The 12,773-nt window shown below is 64.6% G+C and carries 13 protein-coding genes; 3 read left to right on the top strand and 10 right to left on the bottom strand.

The features are described 5' to 3' along the window. Positions 1-400 precede the first annotated feature (400 nt). From NKI06_RS30105 to NKI06_RS30125, 5 genes are all read right to left on the bottom strand, one after another. Positions 401-646, bottom strand: a complete 246-nt coding sequence (locus NKI06_RS30105; protein ID WP_023684042.1) for a MoaD/ThiS family protein — start codon at positions 644-646, stop codon at positions 401-403. A gap of 24 nt (positions 647-670) precedes the next feature. Further along, positions 671-2,935: a xanthine dehydrogenase family protein molybdopterin-binding subunit gene (locus NKI06_RS30110; protein ID WP_352987883.1), complete on the bottom strand. Its 2,265-nt coding sequence runs from the start codon at positions 2,933-2,935 to the stop codon at positions 671-673. Further along, positions 2,932-3,414, bottom strand: coding sequence for a (2Fe-2S)-binding protein (locus NKI06_RS30115; RefSeq protein WP_023684040.1), 483 nt, complete (start codon positions 3,412-3,414; stop codon positions 2,932-2,934). Before NKI06_RS30115 ends, NKI06_RS30110 begins: the two co-directional genes overlap by 4 nt. Further along, a complete protein-coding gene (locus tag NKI06_RS30120) occupies positions 3,414-4,274 on the bottom strand; it encodes an FAD binding domain-containing protein (RefSeq protein WP_023693632.1) in 861 nt (286 codons plus the stop codon). The genes NKI06_RS30115 and NKI06_RS30120 overlap by 1 nt, the downstream gene beginning before the upstream one ends. A gap of 178 nt (positions 4,275-4,452) precedes the next feature. After that, the gene (locus tag NKI06_RS30125) at positions 4,453-5,409 is read right to left on the bottom strand and encodes an SDR family oxidoreductase (protein WP_352987884.1); all 957 of its coding nucleotides are present in this window, start codon (positions 5,407-5,409) and stop codon (positions 4,453-4,455) included. A gap of 95 nt (positions 5,410-5,504) precedes the next feature. Here NKI06_RS30125 and NKI06_RS30130 point away from each other — a divergent pair, with 95 nt between their 5' ends. Beyond that, positions 5,505-6,413, top strand: a complete 909-nt coding sequence (locus tag NKI06_RS30130) for a LysR family transcriptional regulator (RefSeq protein ID WP_352987885.1) — start codon at positions 5,505-5,507, stop codon at positions 6,411-6,413. Here NKI06_RS30130 and NKI06_RS30135 read toward each other — a convergent pair. The 3 genes from NKI06_RS30135 to NKI06_RS30145 form a co-directional block, all read right to left on the bottom strand. Then, positions 6,377-7,552, bottom strand: a complete 1,176-nt coding sequence (locus NKI06_RS30135) for an MFS transporter (protein WP_352987886.1) — start codon at positions 7,550-7,552, stop codon at positions 6,377-6,379. The genes NKI06_RS30130 and NKI06_RS30135 overlap by 37 nt on opposite strands. Before the next feature lie 314 nt (positions 7,553-7,866). Then, positions 7,867-8,175 (bottom strand): DUF1244 domain-containing protein, encoded by a 309-nt coding sequence (locus NKI06_RS30140; protein WP_023690051.1) that lies wholly within the window; start codon positions 8,173-8,175, stop codon positions 7,867-7,869. A 12-nt stretch (positions 8,176-8,187) separates the two neighbouring features. Continuing rightward, entirely contained in the window at positions 8,188-8,985 is a 798-nt protein-coding gene (locus NKI06_RS30145) for an N-formylglutamate amidohydrolase (protein WP_023706261.1), read from the bottom strand. Between the two features lie 246 nt (positions 8,986-9,231). Between NKI06_RS30145 and NKI06_RS30150 the strand changes: the two genes are divergently transcribed. Both NKI06_RS30150 and pyk read left to right on the top strand, forming a co-directional pair. Beyond that, the gene (locus NKI06_RS30150) at positions 9,232-9,720 is read left to right on the top strand and encodes a DUF1036 domain-containing protein (protein ID WP_023673118.1); all 489 of its coding nucleotides are present in this window, start codon (positions 9,232-9,234) and stop codon (positions 9,718-9,720) included. Then, positions 9,717-11,162, top strand: a complete 1,446-nt coding sequence (gene pyk, locus NKI06_RS30155; RefSeq protein ID WP_023673117.1) for a pyruvate kinase — start codon at positions 9,717-9,719, stop codon at positions 11,160-11,162. Before NKI06_RS30150 ends, pyk begins: the two co-directional genes overlap by 4 nt. 8 nt (positions 11,163-11,170) lie before the next feature. On the opposite strand, the gene NKI06_RS30160 is transcribed toward pyk, so the two are convergent. Together NKI06_RS30160 and NKI06_RS30165 are read right to left on the bottom strand one after the other, a co-directional pair. Beyond that, positions 11,171-11,635 carry a hypothetical protein gene (locus tag NKI06_RS30160; RefSeq protein WP_352987887.1) on the bottom strand — a complete coding sequence of 155 codons (465 nt, stop codon included), beginning with the start codon at positions 11,633-11,635 and terminating at the stop codon, positions 11,171-11,173. Positions 11,636-11,642: 7 nt separating this feature from the next. Then, on the bottom strand, positions 11,643-12,707 hold the full coding sequence (locus NKI06_RS30165) for an alpha/beta fold hydrolase (RefSeq protein WP_352511931.1): 1,065 nt from the start codon (positions 12,705-12,707) through the stop codon (positions 11,643-11,645). Between the last annotated feature and the right edge of the window lie 66 nt (positions 12,708-12,773).

Consider the following 12,773-nt stretch of genomic DNA (forward strand, 5'->3'; position numbering starts at 1 on the left):
GGCCGGCAAGATATGGAAGCAGACACGATAGCCGATCAGCTCGGCGAGATCGTGAAGTCCACAGCAGACAAGACCGAGCATGCCGTGCGCGAACGAATTTCCGATACGTCTCAGCGCCAAACCTAGCTTGATGATCCTGGATCAACGATAGCCGGCCTCTCCAGAAAGGGGCCGGTGTTGTCCGTCAAACGGTGACCCGCTCGAGTCACTTCAGAGCCGTGTGCGGACTGATGTCCCTTGCCGTAATCCAGCGGATCAGGTTCTCTGGATTGTTGGCCAACCCGCCGCCGATAAGACGCGGTCAGCAAAACTGGCATCTAGGCGAGGACCGACATTGCACTTGAAGTTCGCAGACCGAGGATGCCGGTCCGCTCTCTGGGACGTAGGGCGACACCCCACTTCACCCCCCAGCCAGCCGCGGCAGCAGAAAAATCTCCGCCCCCGGCGGCAGTTCCTTCGACCACGTATCGCGATAAATCGTCCCGTCGATCGCCACCGCGATGCCCTTCTCGATCCAGGGCTCGATGCCGGGATACTGTTCAGCCAGTTTCCTGAACAGCTCCCTGATGTCCTTGGCCTCGACCTCGACCTTGCTCTGGCCGCCGGCGAGCTGGCCCAGCGCGCCCCAGAGCGTCACTTCGACCATTAGGGCAAGAACCTCATTTTTGCCCTAGCCTCCCCGTTCCGCCTCGATCGCGGCGAGAACCCGTGGCGGCGACATCGGGATGTGGGTCATGCGCACGCCGGCTGCGTTGGAGACGGCATTGGCGATCGCCGCCAGCGGCGGCACGATCGAGGTTTCGCCGACGCCGCGCACGCCATAGGGGTGGTTGGGATTGGGTATCTCGAGGATCTGCGTGTCGATCATCGGCAGGTCGGAGCAGACCGGGATGCGGTAGTCGAGGAAGCCGGCGTTCTGCAGGCGCCCGTCCTTGCCGTAGATGTACTCCTCGTTGAGCGCCCAGCCGATGCCTTGCGCCGCACCGCCCTGGTACTGGCCCTCGACATAGGTCGGGTGCACCGCCTTGCCGGCATCCTGGATCACCGTGTAGCGGATCACCCTGGTCGAGCCGGTATCGGGGTCGACCTCGATGTCGCATATATGGGTGGCGAAGGAGACGCCGGCGCCGTCGGCGACGAGTTCGCTGTGGCCGGCGATCGGCCCGCCGGTCTTGCCGGAAGCGGCGGCGATCTCCTTCAGCGACAGGGCTGCAAGATTGCCGTATTTTTCGCCCTTGGCGATGGCGTGGCCGTTTTCCCAGACCACGTCGTCGACGGGGATGTCCCATGTCTGCGCGGCGCGCTCACGCAGGATCTTGATCGCGTTGCGGGCGGCCGAGATGGTCGCCATCGACGACGAGAAGGTGCCGCGGCTGCCGTCGGTCATGTCGTTGTAGCCGAGAGAGGACGTGTCGGCGACCACCGCCTTGAGCTGGGCATAGTCGATGCCGAGCTCCTCCGCCGCCACCAGCGACAGCGACGCGCGCGAACCGCCGACGTCCACCGTGCCGACAGCCAGCGACACCGAGCCGTCCATGCCGATGTTCAGGTCCACGCAGGTCTGGCCACCGAAGTTGAACCAGAAGCCGCAAGCCATGCCGCGGCCCTGGTTCTTGCCAAGTGGCGCCTGCATGTGCGGATGGGTCTTCGCCGCTTCCAGCGTCGGGCCGATGCCGATCGGGCCGTAGACCGGGCCATAGGAGGACCTGGTGCCTTCCTGCGCGGCGTTCTTGATGCGGAACTCGACCGGGTCCATGCCGAGTTCCTTGGCCAGCTCGTCGACGGCGCTTTCCACCGCGAATGCAGCCATGGGTGCCGAGGGTGCGCGATAGGCGGCGGTCTTCGGCCGGTTGACCAGCACTTCGAAGCCGACCGTCTTGACGTTATCGAGCTTGTAGCAGGCGAAGGCCGTCATGGCGCCGATCTCGGCCCATGTGCCGGCATAGGGGCCGCTGGTGTAGCGCAGCGTCGCTTCGGCGGCGGTGATGGTGCCGTCCTTGCGGGCGCCGATCTTGACGTCGATCGAGGTGGCGCTGGTCGGACCCGAGGCGCGGAACACCTCGTCGCGGGTCATCACCAGCTTCACCGGCCGTCCCGCCTTGCGCGACAAAGCCAGCGCCACCGGCTCGGCCCAGACATGGGTCTTGCCGCCGAAGCCGCCGCCGATTTCCGACGAGGTGACGCGCAGCTTCGAGGCTTCCAGCCCGAGCAGTTGCGCGCAATGCTGGCGGTAGACGAAATGGCCCTGCGTGCAGACCCAGAGGTCGGCGGTGCCGTCGGACGAGACGCTCGCAACGCAGGCGTGCGGCTCGATATAGCCCTGATGCGTCTGTTCGGTCTTGAAGGAGCGCTCGACGATGACATCGGCGTGCCCAAAGCCCTGATGGACATCGCCATGGCCGAACTGGCTGCGCTTGGTGACGTTGGACGGCTTTACCGGCTTTTCGTCGAGACCCTCGGTGAAGATGGTGTCGTTGATCAACGGCGCGCTGTGCTTCATCGCCTCGTCGACATCGGTGACATGCGGCAACAGCTCATACTCGACCTCGATGAGCTTCAGCGCCTGCCTTGCCGTGCGGGCATCGACGGCGGCGACCGCGGCCACGGCGTGGCCGTCATAGAGCGCCTTGCCGCGCGCCATGCAATTGTCGAGGACGTCGTACATGGCGGCATCGCCATCGGTGAGATCGGGCAGGTCGGCGGCGGTGATCACCGCTTTCACGCCGGCCAGCTTTTCCGCTTTCGCAGTGTCGATCTTGAGGATCCTGGCATGCGCATGCGGGCTGCGCAGGACACGCCCGACCAGCTGTCCCGCCATGTTGAAGTCGGCGCCGTAGCGCGCGCGGCCCGTCACCTTGTCGACGCCGTCGGGACGGATAGGCCGCGTGCCGACGGAGGAGAATTTGCGGCCCGAAAAGCGTGGATCGAAGTTCATGCGTGCGCTCCCTTCATCACATTGGCCGCATCCTGGACCGCGCGCACGATCTTGTCGTAGCCGGTGCAGCGGCAGAGGTTGCCGGCGAGGCCGAAGCGGATTTCTTCCTCGGTAGGATCGGGGTTCTTGGCCAGAAGATCCTTGGCCGCGATGAGGAAGCCCGGCGTGCAGATGCCGCATTGCAGGGCCGCATGCTCGAGGAATTTCTGCTGCAGCGGATGCAACTGATCGCCATGCGCCATGCCCTCGACGGTCTCGATATGCCTGCCTTCGGCTTCAGCGCCAAGCACAAGGCAGGAGCAGACCAGCCGGTTGTCGAGAATGATCGAGCAGGCGCCGCAGTCGCCCGTGCCGCAGCCTTCCTTGGCGCCGGTCAGGCCGAGCCGATCGCGCAGGACGTCGAGCAACGTCTCGTCGGGCTGGCAAAGGTATTCGACGTGATCGCCGTTGATTGTCGTTGAAACTGCTACACCGGCCATCATTTGCCTCCTGCGCGTGCGTAGGCGGTCGTCGCGGCCCGTCCGGCCAGCACGCCCGCAACTTTTCGTCTGAACTCGATGGTGCCGCGCTTGTCGTCGATGGGGCGGCAGGCCCCAGCGCAGATCTTGGCGAGCCGCTCAAGTGCCGCCTCATCCAGCTTCCTGCCGATGAGAGCCTCGGCTGCTTCTTCCACCAGAAGCACGGTCGGGGCCGCGGCGCCCAGCGCGACGCGGGCGGCTGTTATGACGCCATGCTCGTCGAGCGTCAGGTTCACGCCGGCGCTCACCACCGCGATGTCCATCTCGGTGCGCGGAATGAATCTGAGATAGGCGTCGCCCGAACGCGGCGCGCGCTTGTCGAGCAGGATCGCCTCGACGATCTCACCCTTGGTGAGCGAGGTCTTGCCAGGCCCGATCGGCACAGCCTCGACCGGAATGGTGCGCTTGCCCGAGGGACCGGCAACCACGGCCTTTGCGGCGGCGGCCACCAAGGCCGGGACGCTGTCGGCGGCCGGCGAGGCGTTGCACAGATTGCCAACGATGGTGCAGCGGCCCTGGACCTGTTTCGAGCCGATCAGCTTCGACGCTTCGACGACACCGGGCCAGGCCTTCTTCAGAACCGAGCTCTCGCCCAGGACGGCGCAGGGGACGGTGGCGCCGATGCTGAAGCCGTCGGCCGTCTCCCTGATCTCGCTCAAGCCCTCGATCGCCTTGATGTCGACGATCAGGTCGGGATCGACAAACCCGCCCTTCATCCGAACGAGGAGGTCACTGCCTCCAGCGAGAATGGCTGATGTGCCGGAAGCGTCGGCCAGCAGGCCAACGGCGTCTTCGATTGAAAGCGGACGTATGTAACGCATCGTCTCCCCTTGGTGATGGTGATCTCGCCGACCGTTATAAACAGTCTCCTCATAATGACCATCCGGTTGCTGATTTCCAGCGATTGGGCCAGCACCGCGAGAGAGATTTTTGTCTAAAGTCTTTGTTTTGATGCATGTCGTTGTCCCAGAACCGCGCACACTTCTGGGCGACATGCATTCAAGCGGCGTCTTTTGCATTGTCGAGGCTGATGCCGATGTCCTTCAATGCCTCGGCCACGGCCTCGTCCAGCGGCGTGTGCGGGACTTCGCCGATGATGCCTTCCAGCCGGTCGGACACGAGCCGGTGCGGTTCGAAGCGCAGATAGGACATCGAGACGATCTCGCGCCACATCGCCACGAACGGGCTGCCGGCGCGCAGCACCCACCAAGGCAGGAAGGTCAGTTTCAGCGGACGTCCCAACGCTTTCTCGGCCGCGGCCTTTATGTCCATGTCGGTGACGGCGTGGCCGGGGAAGTTGAGCGCCTCAAAGAAGCCGAGCTTGCCCTGATTACGCGCCAGGCCGACGAAGCCGATGCCGAAGTCCGGCAAATAGGCCCATTCGTGCACGAGGTTGGCAGGGCCAGGCGCGGTGTAGACGCCCTTGTTCATCTTGGCGGCGACGACGAGGTCGAACCATGATCCGCTGCCGGTGCCGCCGAAGAAATCGCCGGCGCGCAGGATGATGGTGCGGACGCGACCGGCATCGGCCTCGCGGCGAAACAGCGCTTCCATGACGCAGCGGATGCGGCCCTTCTCGGTCGTTGGGCGGAACGGCGTGTGTTCGGTGACCACCTCAGGCATCGGCGAGCCGTAATTGTAGACAGTGCCGGGGAAAAGATGCAGCGCGCCATTGGCATGGCAGGCGGCCATGACGTTCTCCGCCATCGGCAGACACTTGCCCCAGTCGGTGTAGATCGGGTTGAGGCCGTTGAAGACGATGTCGACGCCTTGCGTGGCGCGGATCAGCGCCTCGCGGTCGAGCGCATCGCCGGCGACGGCGGTGGCGCCCTTGAGTTCGGCTGGGACCTTGCCGCTGCGGGTGACGGCGCGGACGTCGAAACCGGCGTCGATGAAGGCCTTGCCAACCACGCGGCCGAGCCGGCCATTGGCGCCTAGAATTGCGATCTTGGTCATTTTTCTTCTCCGTGTCTGTGTTTGCACGGCGAATATGATGCGTTCATACGCGAATGAAAATTGACTATGGATGCAGATTTGTTATTCATAAATGAATGGAAGACATCGACTGGAACCTGATCAAGAGTTTCGTCACCGTGGCGGAGACCGGCAGTCTGTCGGCCGCGGCGCGCAAACTGTCGGCCAGCCAACCGACGCTCGGGCGTCACATCGGTGAGCTCGAACAGGCGTTGGGCGTCACCTTGTTCCGGCGCGGGCGGCGCGGCTATGCGCTGACGGAAGCAGGCGCCACGCTGTTCGAACGCGGCAGAGCGGTGAGCGAGCAGGCGAGCGCGTTCGCACTGTTGGCATTGGGCTCGGTCGAGGCGATCGAAGGCTCGGTGCGTATTGCCGCCAGCGAGGTGGTGGCGGCCTATGTGCTGCCGAGGATGACGGCGCGGCTCGGCATCGAGGAACCCGGCATCGAGGTCGAGATCGTCGCCTCGAACCAGGTCGAGAACCTGCTGCGAAGGGATGCCGATATCGCCATCCGCATGGTCAAGCCAGCGCAGAACGAGCTGACGGCGCGCAAGGTCTGCGATATCAAGCTCTGCTGCTGCGCGGCGAAATCCTATCTCGACAGGCACGGACGCCCGCTCAAGCCCGCCGACCTTCTCGACCATCCGCTGATCGGCTTCGAGCGCAGCGACGAGATGATCCGGGGCTTTACCCAGGCCGGCATCCCCGTCACCCGAAGCAGTTTCCGCTTCAGGACCGACAACCAGATCGTTCTGTGGGAAGCGCTGCGGGCGGGAAACGGCGTCGGTCTTGGCCAGGAGCCGCTGGCGGACAGCGACCCGTCGCTGGAGAAACTGCTGCTCGGCCTGCCACTGCCCAGCCTGCCGGTGTGGCTGGCCATGCATCGCGACGTGCGCACCAGCGTGCGCATCCGCCGCGTAGCGGATTTCCTCTACGAGGAGCTGAAGCGCTATTCGGCGGGGGCGGCCGCGAATTCGGCGCGGTGAGCGAGCCCGGCCATCAACAGCACGACGGTCAGCAGCCCCGACATGGCGACGAAGATCGGCCCGAAGCTGGAATGCTCGGCGACGAAGCCGATCGCCGACGGCGCCACCAATATGCCGGAATAGCCCATGGTGGTGACGACGCTCATGCCGGTGCCCGACGACATGCCTTCCTGGTTGCCGCCGGCCGAGAAGATGATCGGCACCATATTGGCGATGCCGAAGCCGCAGAGAGCAAAAGCCGCGATGGCGATCCAGGGCGAAGGCGACAGGCCGGCGACCAGCATGCCGGCGGCGGCGACCACCGCCGAGCCGCGCAGCGTCGCCACCGCGCCGAAGCGGTTGCGCACGCCGTCGCCGAAAAAGCGCATGACAGCCATGACGCCGGAGAAGGCGGCGTAGGCAAGGCCGGCGATGGCGAGGTCGGCGCCGAGCTCCTGCCTGAGATAAAGCGCTGCCCAGTCGAGCACGGCGCCCTCGGAAATCATCGTCAGCAGCGCCATCAGCCCTACAAGATAGACCAGCGGGTTGGCCGGCAGCGTTAATTTATGATGCTCGGCGGCCTGCGGCTTGTCCTCGGCGATGAGGTAGCCGACCGCCACGGCGATGACGGCAAAAGCAATGATCGTGACTACAGCCGCATGGGCGAGGTGGCCGTAAGTCTGGATGGCGTAACCGCCCAGACCGCCACCGGCGAAACCGCCGAGGCTCCAGAAGCCGTGCGAGGACGACATGATGGCGCGGGACAGCCGGCGCTCGACCACCACGGCATTGGCGTTCATGGCGACATCCATGCCGCCGATCGAGCCGCCGAAGATGATCATGGCGATCGACGCCAGCGGCACGTTGGGCGCCAGCGCCACGATCAGCAGGCCGAGGCTGCCGCACAGGCCGAACCAGCGCAACACGGTGCGCGAGCCATGCCTGGAGATCAGATGGCCGCACCAGCTCATGGCCGCGACCGCGCCGACGCCGAACAGAAGGATCAGCAGGCCGAGGGTGAATTTCGAGATGTCGAGCCGGGTCAGGAACACCGGAATCTGCGGCGCCCAGCTGCCGGTCAGGAAGCCGTTGGCGAGGAAGATCGCTGCTACGGCCCATCGCCCCTGAAGGGCGCTCTGCATGGTGTTTTGCGCGTTCATGGCCCGAATCCGGTCAAGGAATGGCTTTGCGGGCAAATTAGATCGATTCAATTTCTCGTCAAGCGCTTGGCTGCGAAAAGCTTGTGGGCCACATCTAAGGGGAAACCGTTAGGCAGCGTTCCTTCGCGCCCCCTTCTGTCCTGCCGGACATCTCCCCCACACGTGGGGAGATTGGCGGCTTCGGCGCCTCGTACCGCTGGCGATTGGCTAGAGCCTGCGTGACGGCCAATCTCCCCCCAAGTGGGGGAGATGTCCGGCAGGACAGAGGGGGGGCGCTGTCCCGCCGACGTCAATCCTGTGAACCGCGCGCTACTTCAATGATCCCTCGGCCGCCTCGCCTCGAATTCCGCCTTCTTGGCGTCCGAAGCCTCGGTCTGGTTCAGCGCCTGCCATTGCGCATAGGGCATGCCGTAGACGATTTCGCGCGACTGGTCCTTGCCGAGATCGACGCCCTCAGCCTCGGCCGCTTCGCGGTACCAGTTCGACAGGCAGTTGCGGCAGAAGCCGGCGAGGTTCATCAGGTCGATGTTTTGCACATCGCTGCGCTCGCGCAGATGCTCGACCAGCCGGCGGAAGGCCGCGGCCTCGAAATCGCGTTTCTGGTCATCGCTGAGTTCGGTCATTGCCTTGGATCCTCACAGCGGCCCGGTGCGCGAGCCGAACATCTTCACCTGATGTATATCGGGACGGCGGTCGATGGCGTCAACGATCGGCGCCAGCCGTTGCGCCCAGGCCAGCGCCCCCTTGCTGTCTGATATCAGGTCCTGGCGGATCTCGATCAGCGCATGGGCAAAGCCGTTGACGATGGCGTGCTTGAACATGGTGTCGCCACGCAACGCGCCGTCATAAGGTTCATTGTCGCCGACGACGAGGTTTTTATCCTGCGCCAGCATGTCGATCAGCGGCCGCGCCACGCGGTCGTCGAGGTCCCACAATATGCCGACATGCCAAGGGCGGATGAAGCCCTGCATGACAGGGGTGAAGGAGTGTACGGAGAAGATGAACGGCGCTTTGCCTGAGGCGTGCGCCACCGACGCGATCATGGCACCGACCGCGTCCTGATAAGGCCGGTAGAAGCCGTCGAGCCGCCTTTCGCGTTCGGCCGGTGCCATGGGATAGTTTCCCGGCACGACGGTGCCGTCATAGAGCTGGCGGATCAGCGTCGGGTCGTCCTCGCCGCGATTGGGATCGATCAGCAGCCGCGAAAAATTGGCGATCACCGCCGGCACGTCGAGCGCTGCGGCCAGTTCGCGCGTCACCGTCTCGACACCGATGTCGTAGGCGATATGGCGATCGAGTTCCGCCGCCGGCAGGCCGAGACTGCCATACTCCTCCGGCAGGTCGCGGCGGGCATGGTCGGCGACAAGCACGATGCCTCGCTTGCGGTCGCCTTCGACGATATCGAAAGGCGCGAAAACTGTGGATCGGGTCATTGGCTGGAAAGGTCTGTTCGCTGGCTTCCGGGGAGGGTGGTACCGTCATTCCCACGAAGAGGATTGTTGCGCAATGCCGTTGTTTGGCCACGGTTTCTGCGAAAATCCTGTGACGCGCGGCAGATCGCGTGTCGGGGGCCTTTCTAAATCGATTGGAATTGGACAGAACGGCGCGTTGACATGCGCCCGGACTTTTCCGAAAAGGGGCGTTGAGAGATGCAGATGACGTTATTGAGGGGTTTCGGGATGGGTTCCGCCGGCAGGCCGCGTGCGCGCACCGCCTTTGCCGTGCCGCTCCTGACCCTGACGCTAGGGCTCACCGCGCTGGTCGCGGCTTCGCCTGCCCGCGCCGATTTCCGCGTCTGCAACGCCACGCAGAACCTGGTCGGCGTTGGCATCGGCTACCGCGCCAAGGCAGGCTGGATCACCGAGGGGTGGTGGCACATCGAAGGATCGAGCTGCAAGACGCTGATCGAAGGTCCGCTGTCATCAAGGTTTTACTATCTTTATGCAGAAGACGCCGAGCGCGGCGGGCGCTGGGATGGCCCGATCAACATGTGCGTGGCTGAAAAAGAGTTCAAGATCGCAGGCGTTACCGATTGCGTCGCCCGGGGCTTCCAGCGCGCCGGATTCCAGGAATATGACACGGGCGAGCAGGCAAGCTGGATGGTCCAGCTGACCGATGAGTCCACAACGGGAGGCGCTCCAGCCGCCCCGGGAACAAACAGTCAATGAGACGTAGCCGCAAGGTCAAGATCCTCGCCACCATCGGTCCTGCCTCCTCGTCCGAGGAGATGCTGCAGAAGCTGTTCGAAGCCGGGGCCGATGTCTTCCGCATCAATATGAGCCACACCGATCACGAGTTGATGCGCACGCTGGTCGGCCGCATCCGTGCGGTCGAGGAAAAGGTCGGCCGTCCAATCGGCATCCTGGCCGATTTGCAGGGACCGAAGCTGCGCGTCGGCAAGTTCGCCAACGGCAAGGAGGTTCTGACGCCGGGCCAGACCTTCACCCTCGACAACAATCCCGAGCCCGGCACGTCGACCCGGGTCTACCTGCCGCATCCCGAAATCCTGAGCTCGGTCGAGGCCGGCCACCGTCTGTTGATCGATGATGGCAAGCTGGAGCTCAGGGCGGTGAAGAGCGACGGCAAGTCTATCACCTGCACCGTCGTCGCCGGCACCACCATTTCCGACAAGAAGGGCGTCAGCCTGCCCGACACCGACCTGCCGGTCGGTGCGCTGACCGAAAAGGACCGCAAGGACCTCGATGCGGTGCTGGCGGAAAGCGTCGACTGGGTGGCGCTGTCCTTCGTGCAGCGGCCGGAGGATTTGGCGGAAGCCCGCAAGATCGCGCGCGGCCGGGCACTGATCATGGCCAAGATCGAAAAGCCGCAGGCCGTCGCCCGGCTGGCCGAAATCATCGAACTCTCCGACGCGCTGATGGTTGCCCGCGGCGATCTCGGTGTGGAAATGCCGCTGGAAGCGGTGCCCGGCATCCAAAAGCAGATCACGCGCGCCGCGCGCCGGGCCGGCAAGCCGGTGGTGGTCGCCACGCAGATGCTGGAATCGATGATCACCGCGCCGGTGCCGACCCGCGCAGAGGTGTCCGACGTGTCGATCGCCGTGTTCGAGGGCGCCGACGCCATCATGCTTTCAGCCGAATCCGCTGCCGGCGCCTATCCGGTCGAGGCGGTGGCGATGATGAACCGCATCGCCACCAAGGTCGAAACCGACCCGACCTATGCCGGCATCATCAACGCGCAGCGCTCGGAACCGGAAGCAACCGGCGCCGACGCCATTTCGCTCGCCGCCCGCGAGATTGCGGAGACGCTGAAACTGTCGGCGATCATCACCTATACGGCGTCGGGCACCACGGGCCTGCGCGCCGCGCGCGAGCGGCCGCAAGTGCCGATCATCGCGCTGTCGCCGATCCTCAACACGGCGCGGCGGCTGTCGCTCTTGTGGGGCACGCATTGCGTCGTCTCGCCCGACGCCAGCGACCTCGACGACATGGTCGACCGCGCCTGCCGCATCGCTTTCGAAGAGGGGTTCGGCCAGCCGGGCGACCGCGTCATCATCACGGCGGGCGTGCCGCTGAGGACGCCGGGTTCGACCAACATGCTGCGCATCGCCTATGTCGGGTCGGACGTGCAGGCCACCCGCAACATAGGTTGACAGAGGCTTCAACTCATCACAGTTCGCAGCGCTCTTGCCGCACCTTCGGCGTGATCGATGCGCCGAAGGAAGCGGTGTGCGCGAGGGATTGGGTCATAGAGATACTGATCTGGGCCGCGCATCTTTCGCCGGTTGAGGTCGGCGGTGTCGAGCAGGTCGAAATCGACCCTTTCCAGCGTGCAGTGCCAGCCTGCGCTATGCGAAGCCGATCCCCTTCCATGGTGCTGCAGAAGCCGCTCTCGGCTGGAATAGCCGTGATAGTCGAAGGCGATCACGCCGTTCGTCATGTAGATATGGTTGCCGTAGAAATCCTCGCCCGGAATGATCCGTTCGCCGTAGAATCCGTCCAGGGGAGGATGGCTGAGGAAGGTGCCCGCAAGGATGTGGCAGGCGCCGTAGCCGAAGAAGATGCGATCCGGTAGCGCCCAGAACGCTTCGGGGTTTTTCTTGATTCCGTGCTTCAGGACATACATGCGGCCGTCACGTCGGGGCGAGTTGCGCGTCGGGCACCGTAATGTCGGGGCACTGTGCATCGTTGTAGGCATCGCCGGCGATCCGCGCTTCCACGGTTTTCGCGATTGCCTGCAGGTCGACGTCCTTGCCGGCGACTTTCTCGATCGCGCCGACGACGAGGTCGGAGGCGATCCAATCCGGCTTGTGGCCCAGATTGTGGACCCAGATCAGTTCGGCGCCGGGGATGTCCCTGACCAGGCCGACCGAATGGATCGAGGCATAGACCACCTTGTCGCGGTCGCCCGAGATGACGATCGTCGGCGCTGTGATGTCGCGGTAATGCGGCGCGGCCTTCAACGTATAGTCGTAGAGGCCGGCGACATCGATGGCGTTGGCGCGGAAAGCGCCGGGACGCAGCACCAGCGGAATCGAGGCATTGCCGACATAGCCTTCCGGCACCTTGTTGGGAGAAAACACGCAGGCCGTGGCGCCGTCCATCTGCAGCGTGCCTGCCGGATAGGTCAATGTCTCCGAGAACAGCCAGCCGATGATGGGGGTGGCGGTCAGCTTGTAGTACCAGGCGGTCGCGCCGCCCGGCCAGGGGTGGCTGACCGGCGACAGAAAGACCAGCCCGAGCGTCTTCTCCGGGTGTTCGCGGCCAAAGGCGGCGGTGATCACGCCGCCAAACGAATGGCCGACGATGATCGCCTTGTGGATGCCGAGACGGTCCATCAGCCTGGCGATGGTGTCGGCCTGCCCCGACGGGCTCTCATTGCCGGGGCCGCGCGCCGACCAGCCGAAGCCCGGCCGGTCGAGGAAGACCATCTCGGCGCGGCCTTCGAGCAAAGGCCTGATCGGCAGCATCTGATCCCTGAGGTTGGCGCTGGCGCCATGGATGAAGACGATCGCCGGCAGCTCGGCATTTTGAGGCGCCGGCACGTGGACATAGTGGATGCGGGTGGCGTCGATGTCGGCAAATTCGCCGGCCGGCGGGTTTCGCCACTCGATCAGCCACGCGCCGGCGCGGGTGACACCGGCCAGGGCAAAGACGAGCGCGAGGAGCAAAGCACAGGCGGCGTAAATGAGGTTCATGCGCGGAGATACGGGGTGGAGGGAGTAGGGAGTAGGGAGTAGGGAGTAGGGAGTAGGGAGTAGGGA

This window comes from Mesorhizobium sp. M0772 (genome assembly GCF_040320135.1).
In the GTDB taxonomy this organism is placed as follows: domain Bacteria; phylum Pseudomonadota; class Alphaproteobacteria; order Rhizobiales; family Rhizobiaceae; genus Mesorhizobium.

Coding starts and splice junctions, on each gene's coding strand:
- NKI06_RS30105 (WP_023684042.1), bottom strand. CDS start 646: ATGGTCGAAGTGACGCTCTGGGGCGCGCTGGGCCAGCTCGCCGGCGGC.
- NKI06_RS30110 (WP_352987883.1), bottom strand. CDS start 2,935: ATGAACTTCGATCCACGCTTTTCGGGCCGCAAATTCTCCTCCGTCGGC.
- NKI06_RS30115 (WP_023684040.1), bottom strand. CDS start 3,414: ATGGCCGGTGTAGCAGTTTCAACGACAATCAACGGCGATCACGTCGAA.
- NKI06_RS30120 (WP_023693632.1), bottom strand. CDS start 4,274: ATGCGTTACATACGTCCGCTTTCAATCGAAGACGCCGTTGGCCTGCTG.
- NKI06_RS30125 (WP_352987884.1), bottom strand. CDS start 5,409: ATGACCAAGATCGCAATTCTAGGCGCCAATGGCCGGCTCGGCCGCGTG.
- NKI06_RS30130 (WP_352987885.1), top strand. CDS start 5,505: ATGGAAGACATCGACTGGAACCTGATCAAGAGTTTCGTCACCGTGGCG.
- NKI06_RS30135 (WP_352987886.1), bottom strand. CDS start 7,552: ATGAACGCGCAAAACACCATGCAGAGCGCCCTTCAGGGGCGATGGGCC.
- NKI06_RS30140 (WP_023690051.1), bottom strand. CDS start 8,175: ATGACCGAACTCAGCGATGACCAGAAACGCGATTTCGAGGCCGCGGCC.
- NKI06_RS30145 (WP_023706261.1), bottom strand. CDS start 8,985: ATGACCCGATCCACAGTTTTCGCGCCTTTCGATATCGTCGAAGGCGAC.
- NKI06_RS30150 (WP_023673118.1), top strand. CDS start 9,232: ATGGGTTCCGCCGGCAGGCCGCGTGCGCGCACCGCCTTTGCCGTGCCG.
- pyk (WP_023673117.1), top strand. CDS start 9,717: ATGAGACGTAGCCGCAAGGTCAAGATCCTCGCCACCATCGGTCCTGCC.
- NKI06_RS30160 (WP_352987887.1), bottom strand. CDS start 11,635: ATGTATGTCCTGAAGCACGGAATCAAGAAAAACCCCGAAGCGTTCTGG.
- NKI06_RS30165 (WP_352511931.1), bottom strand. CDS start 12,707: ATGAACCTCATTTACGCCGCCTGTGCTTTGCTCCTCGCGCTCGTCTTT.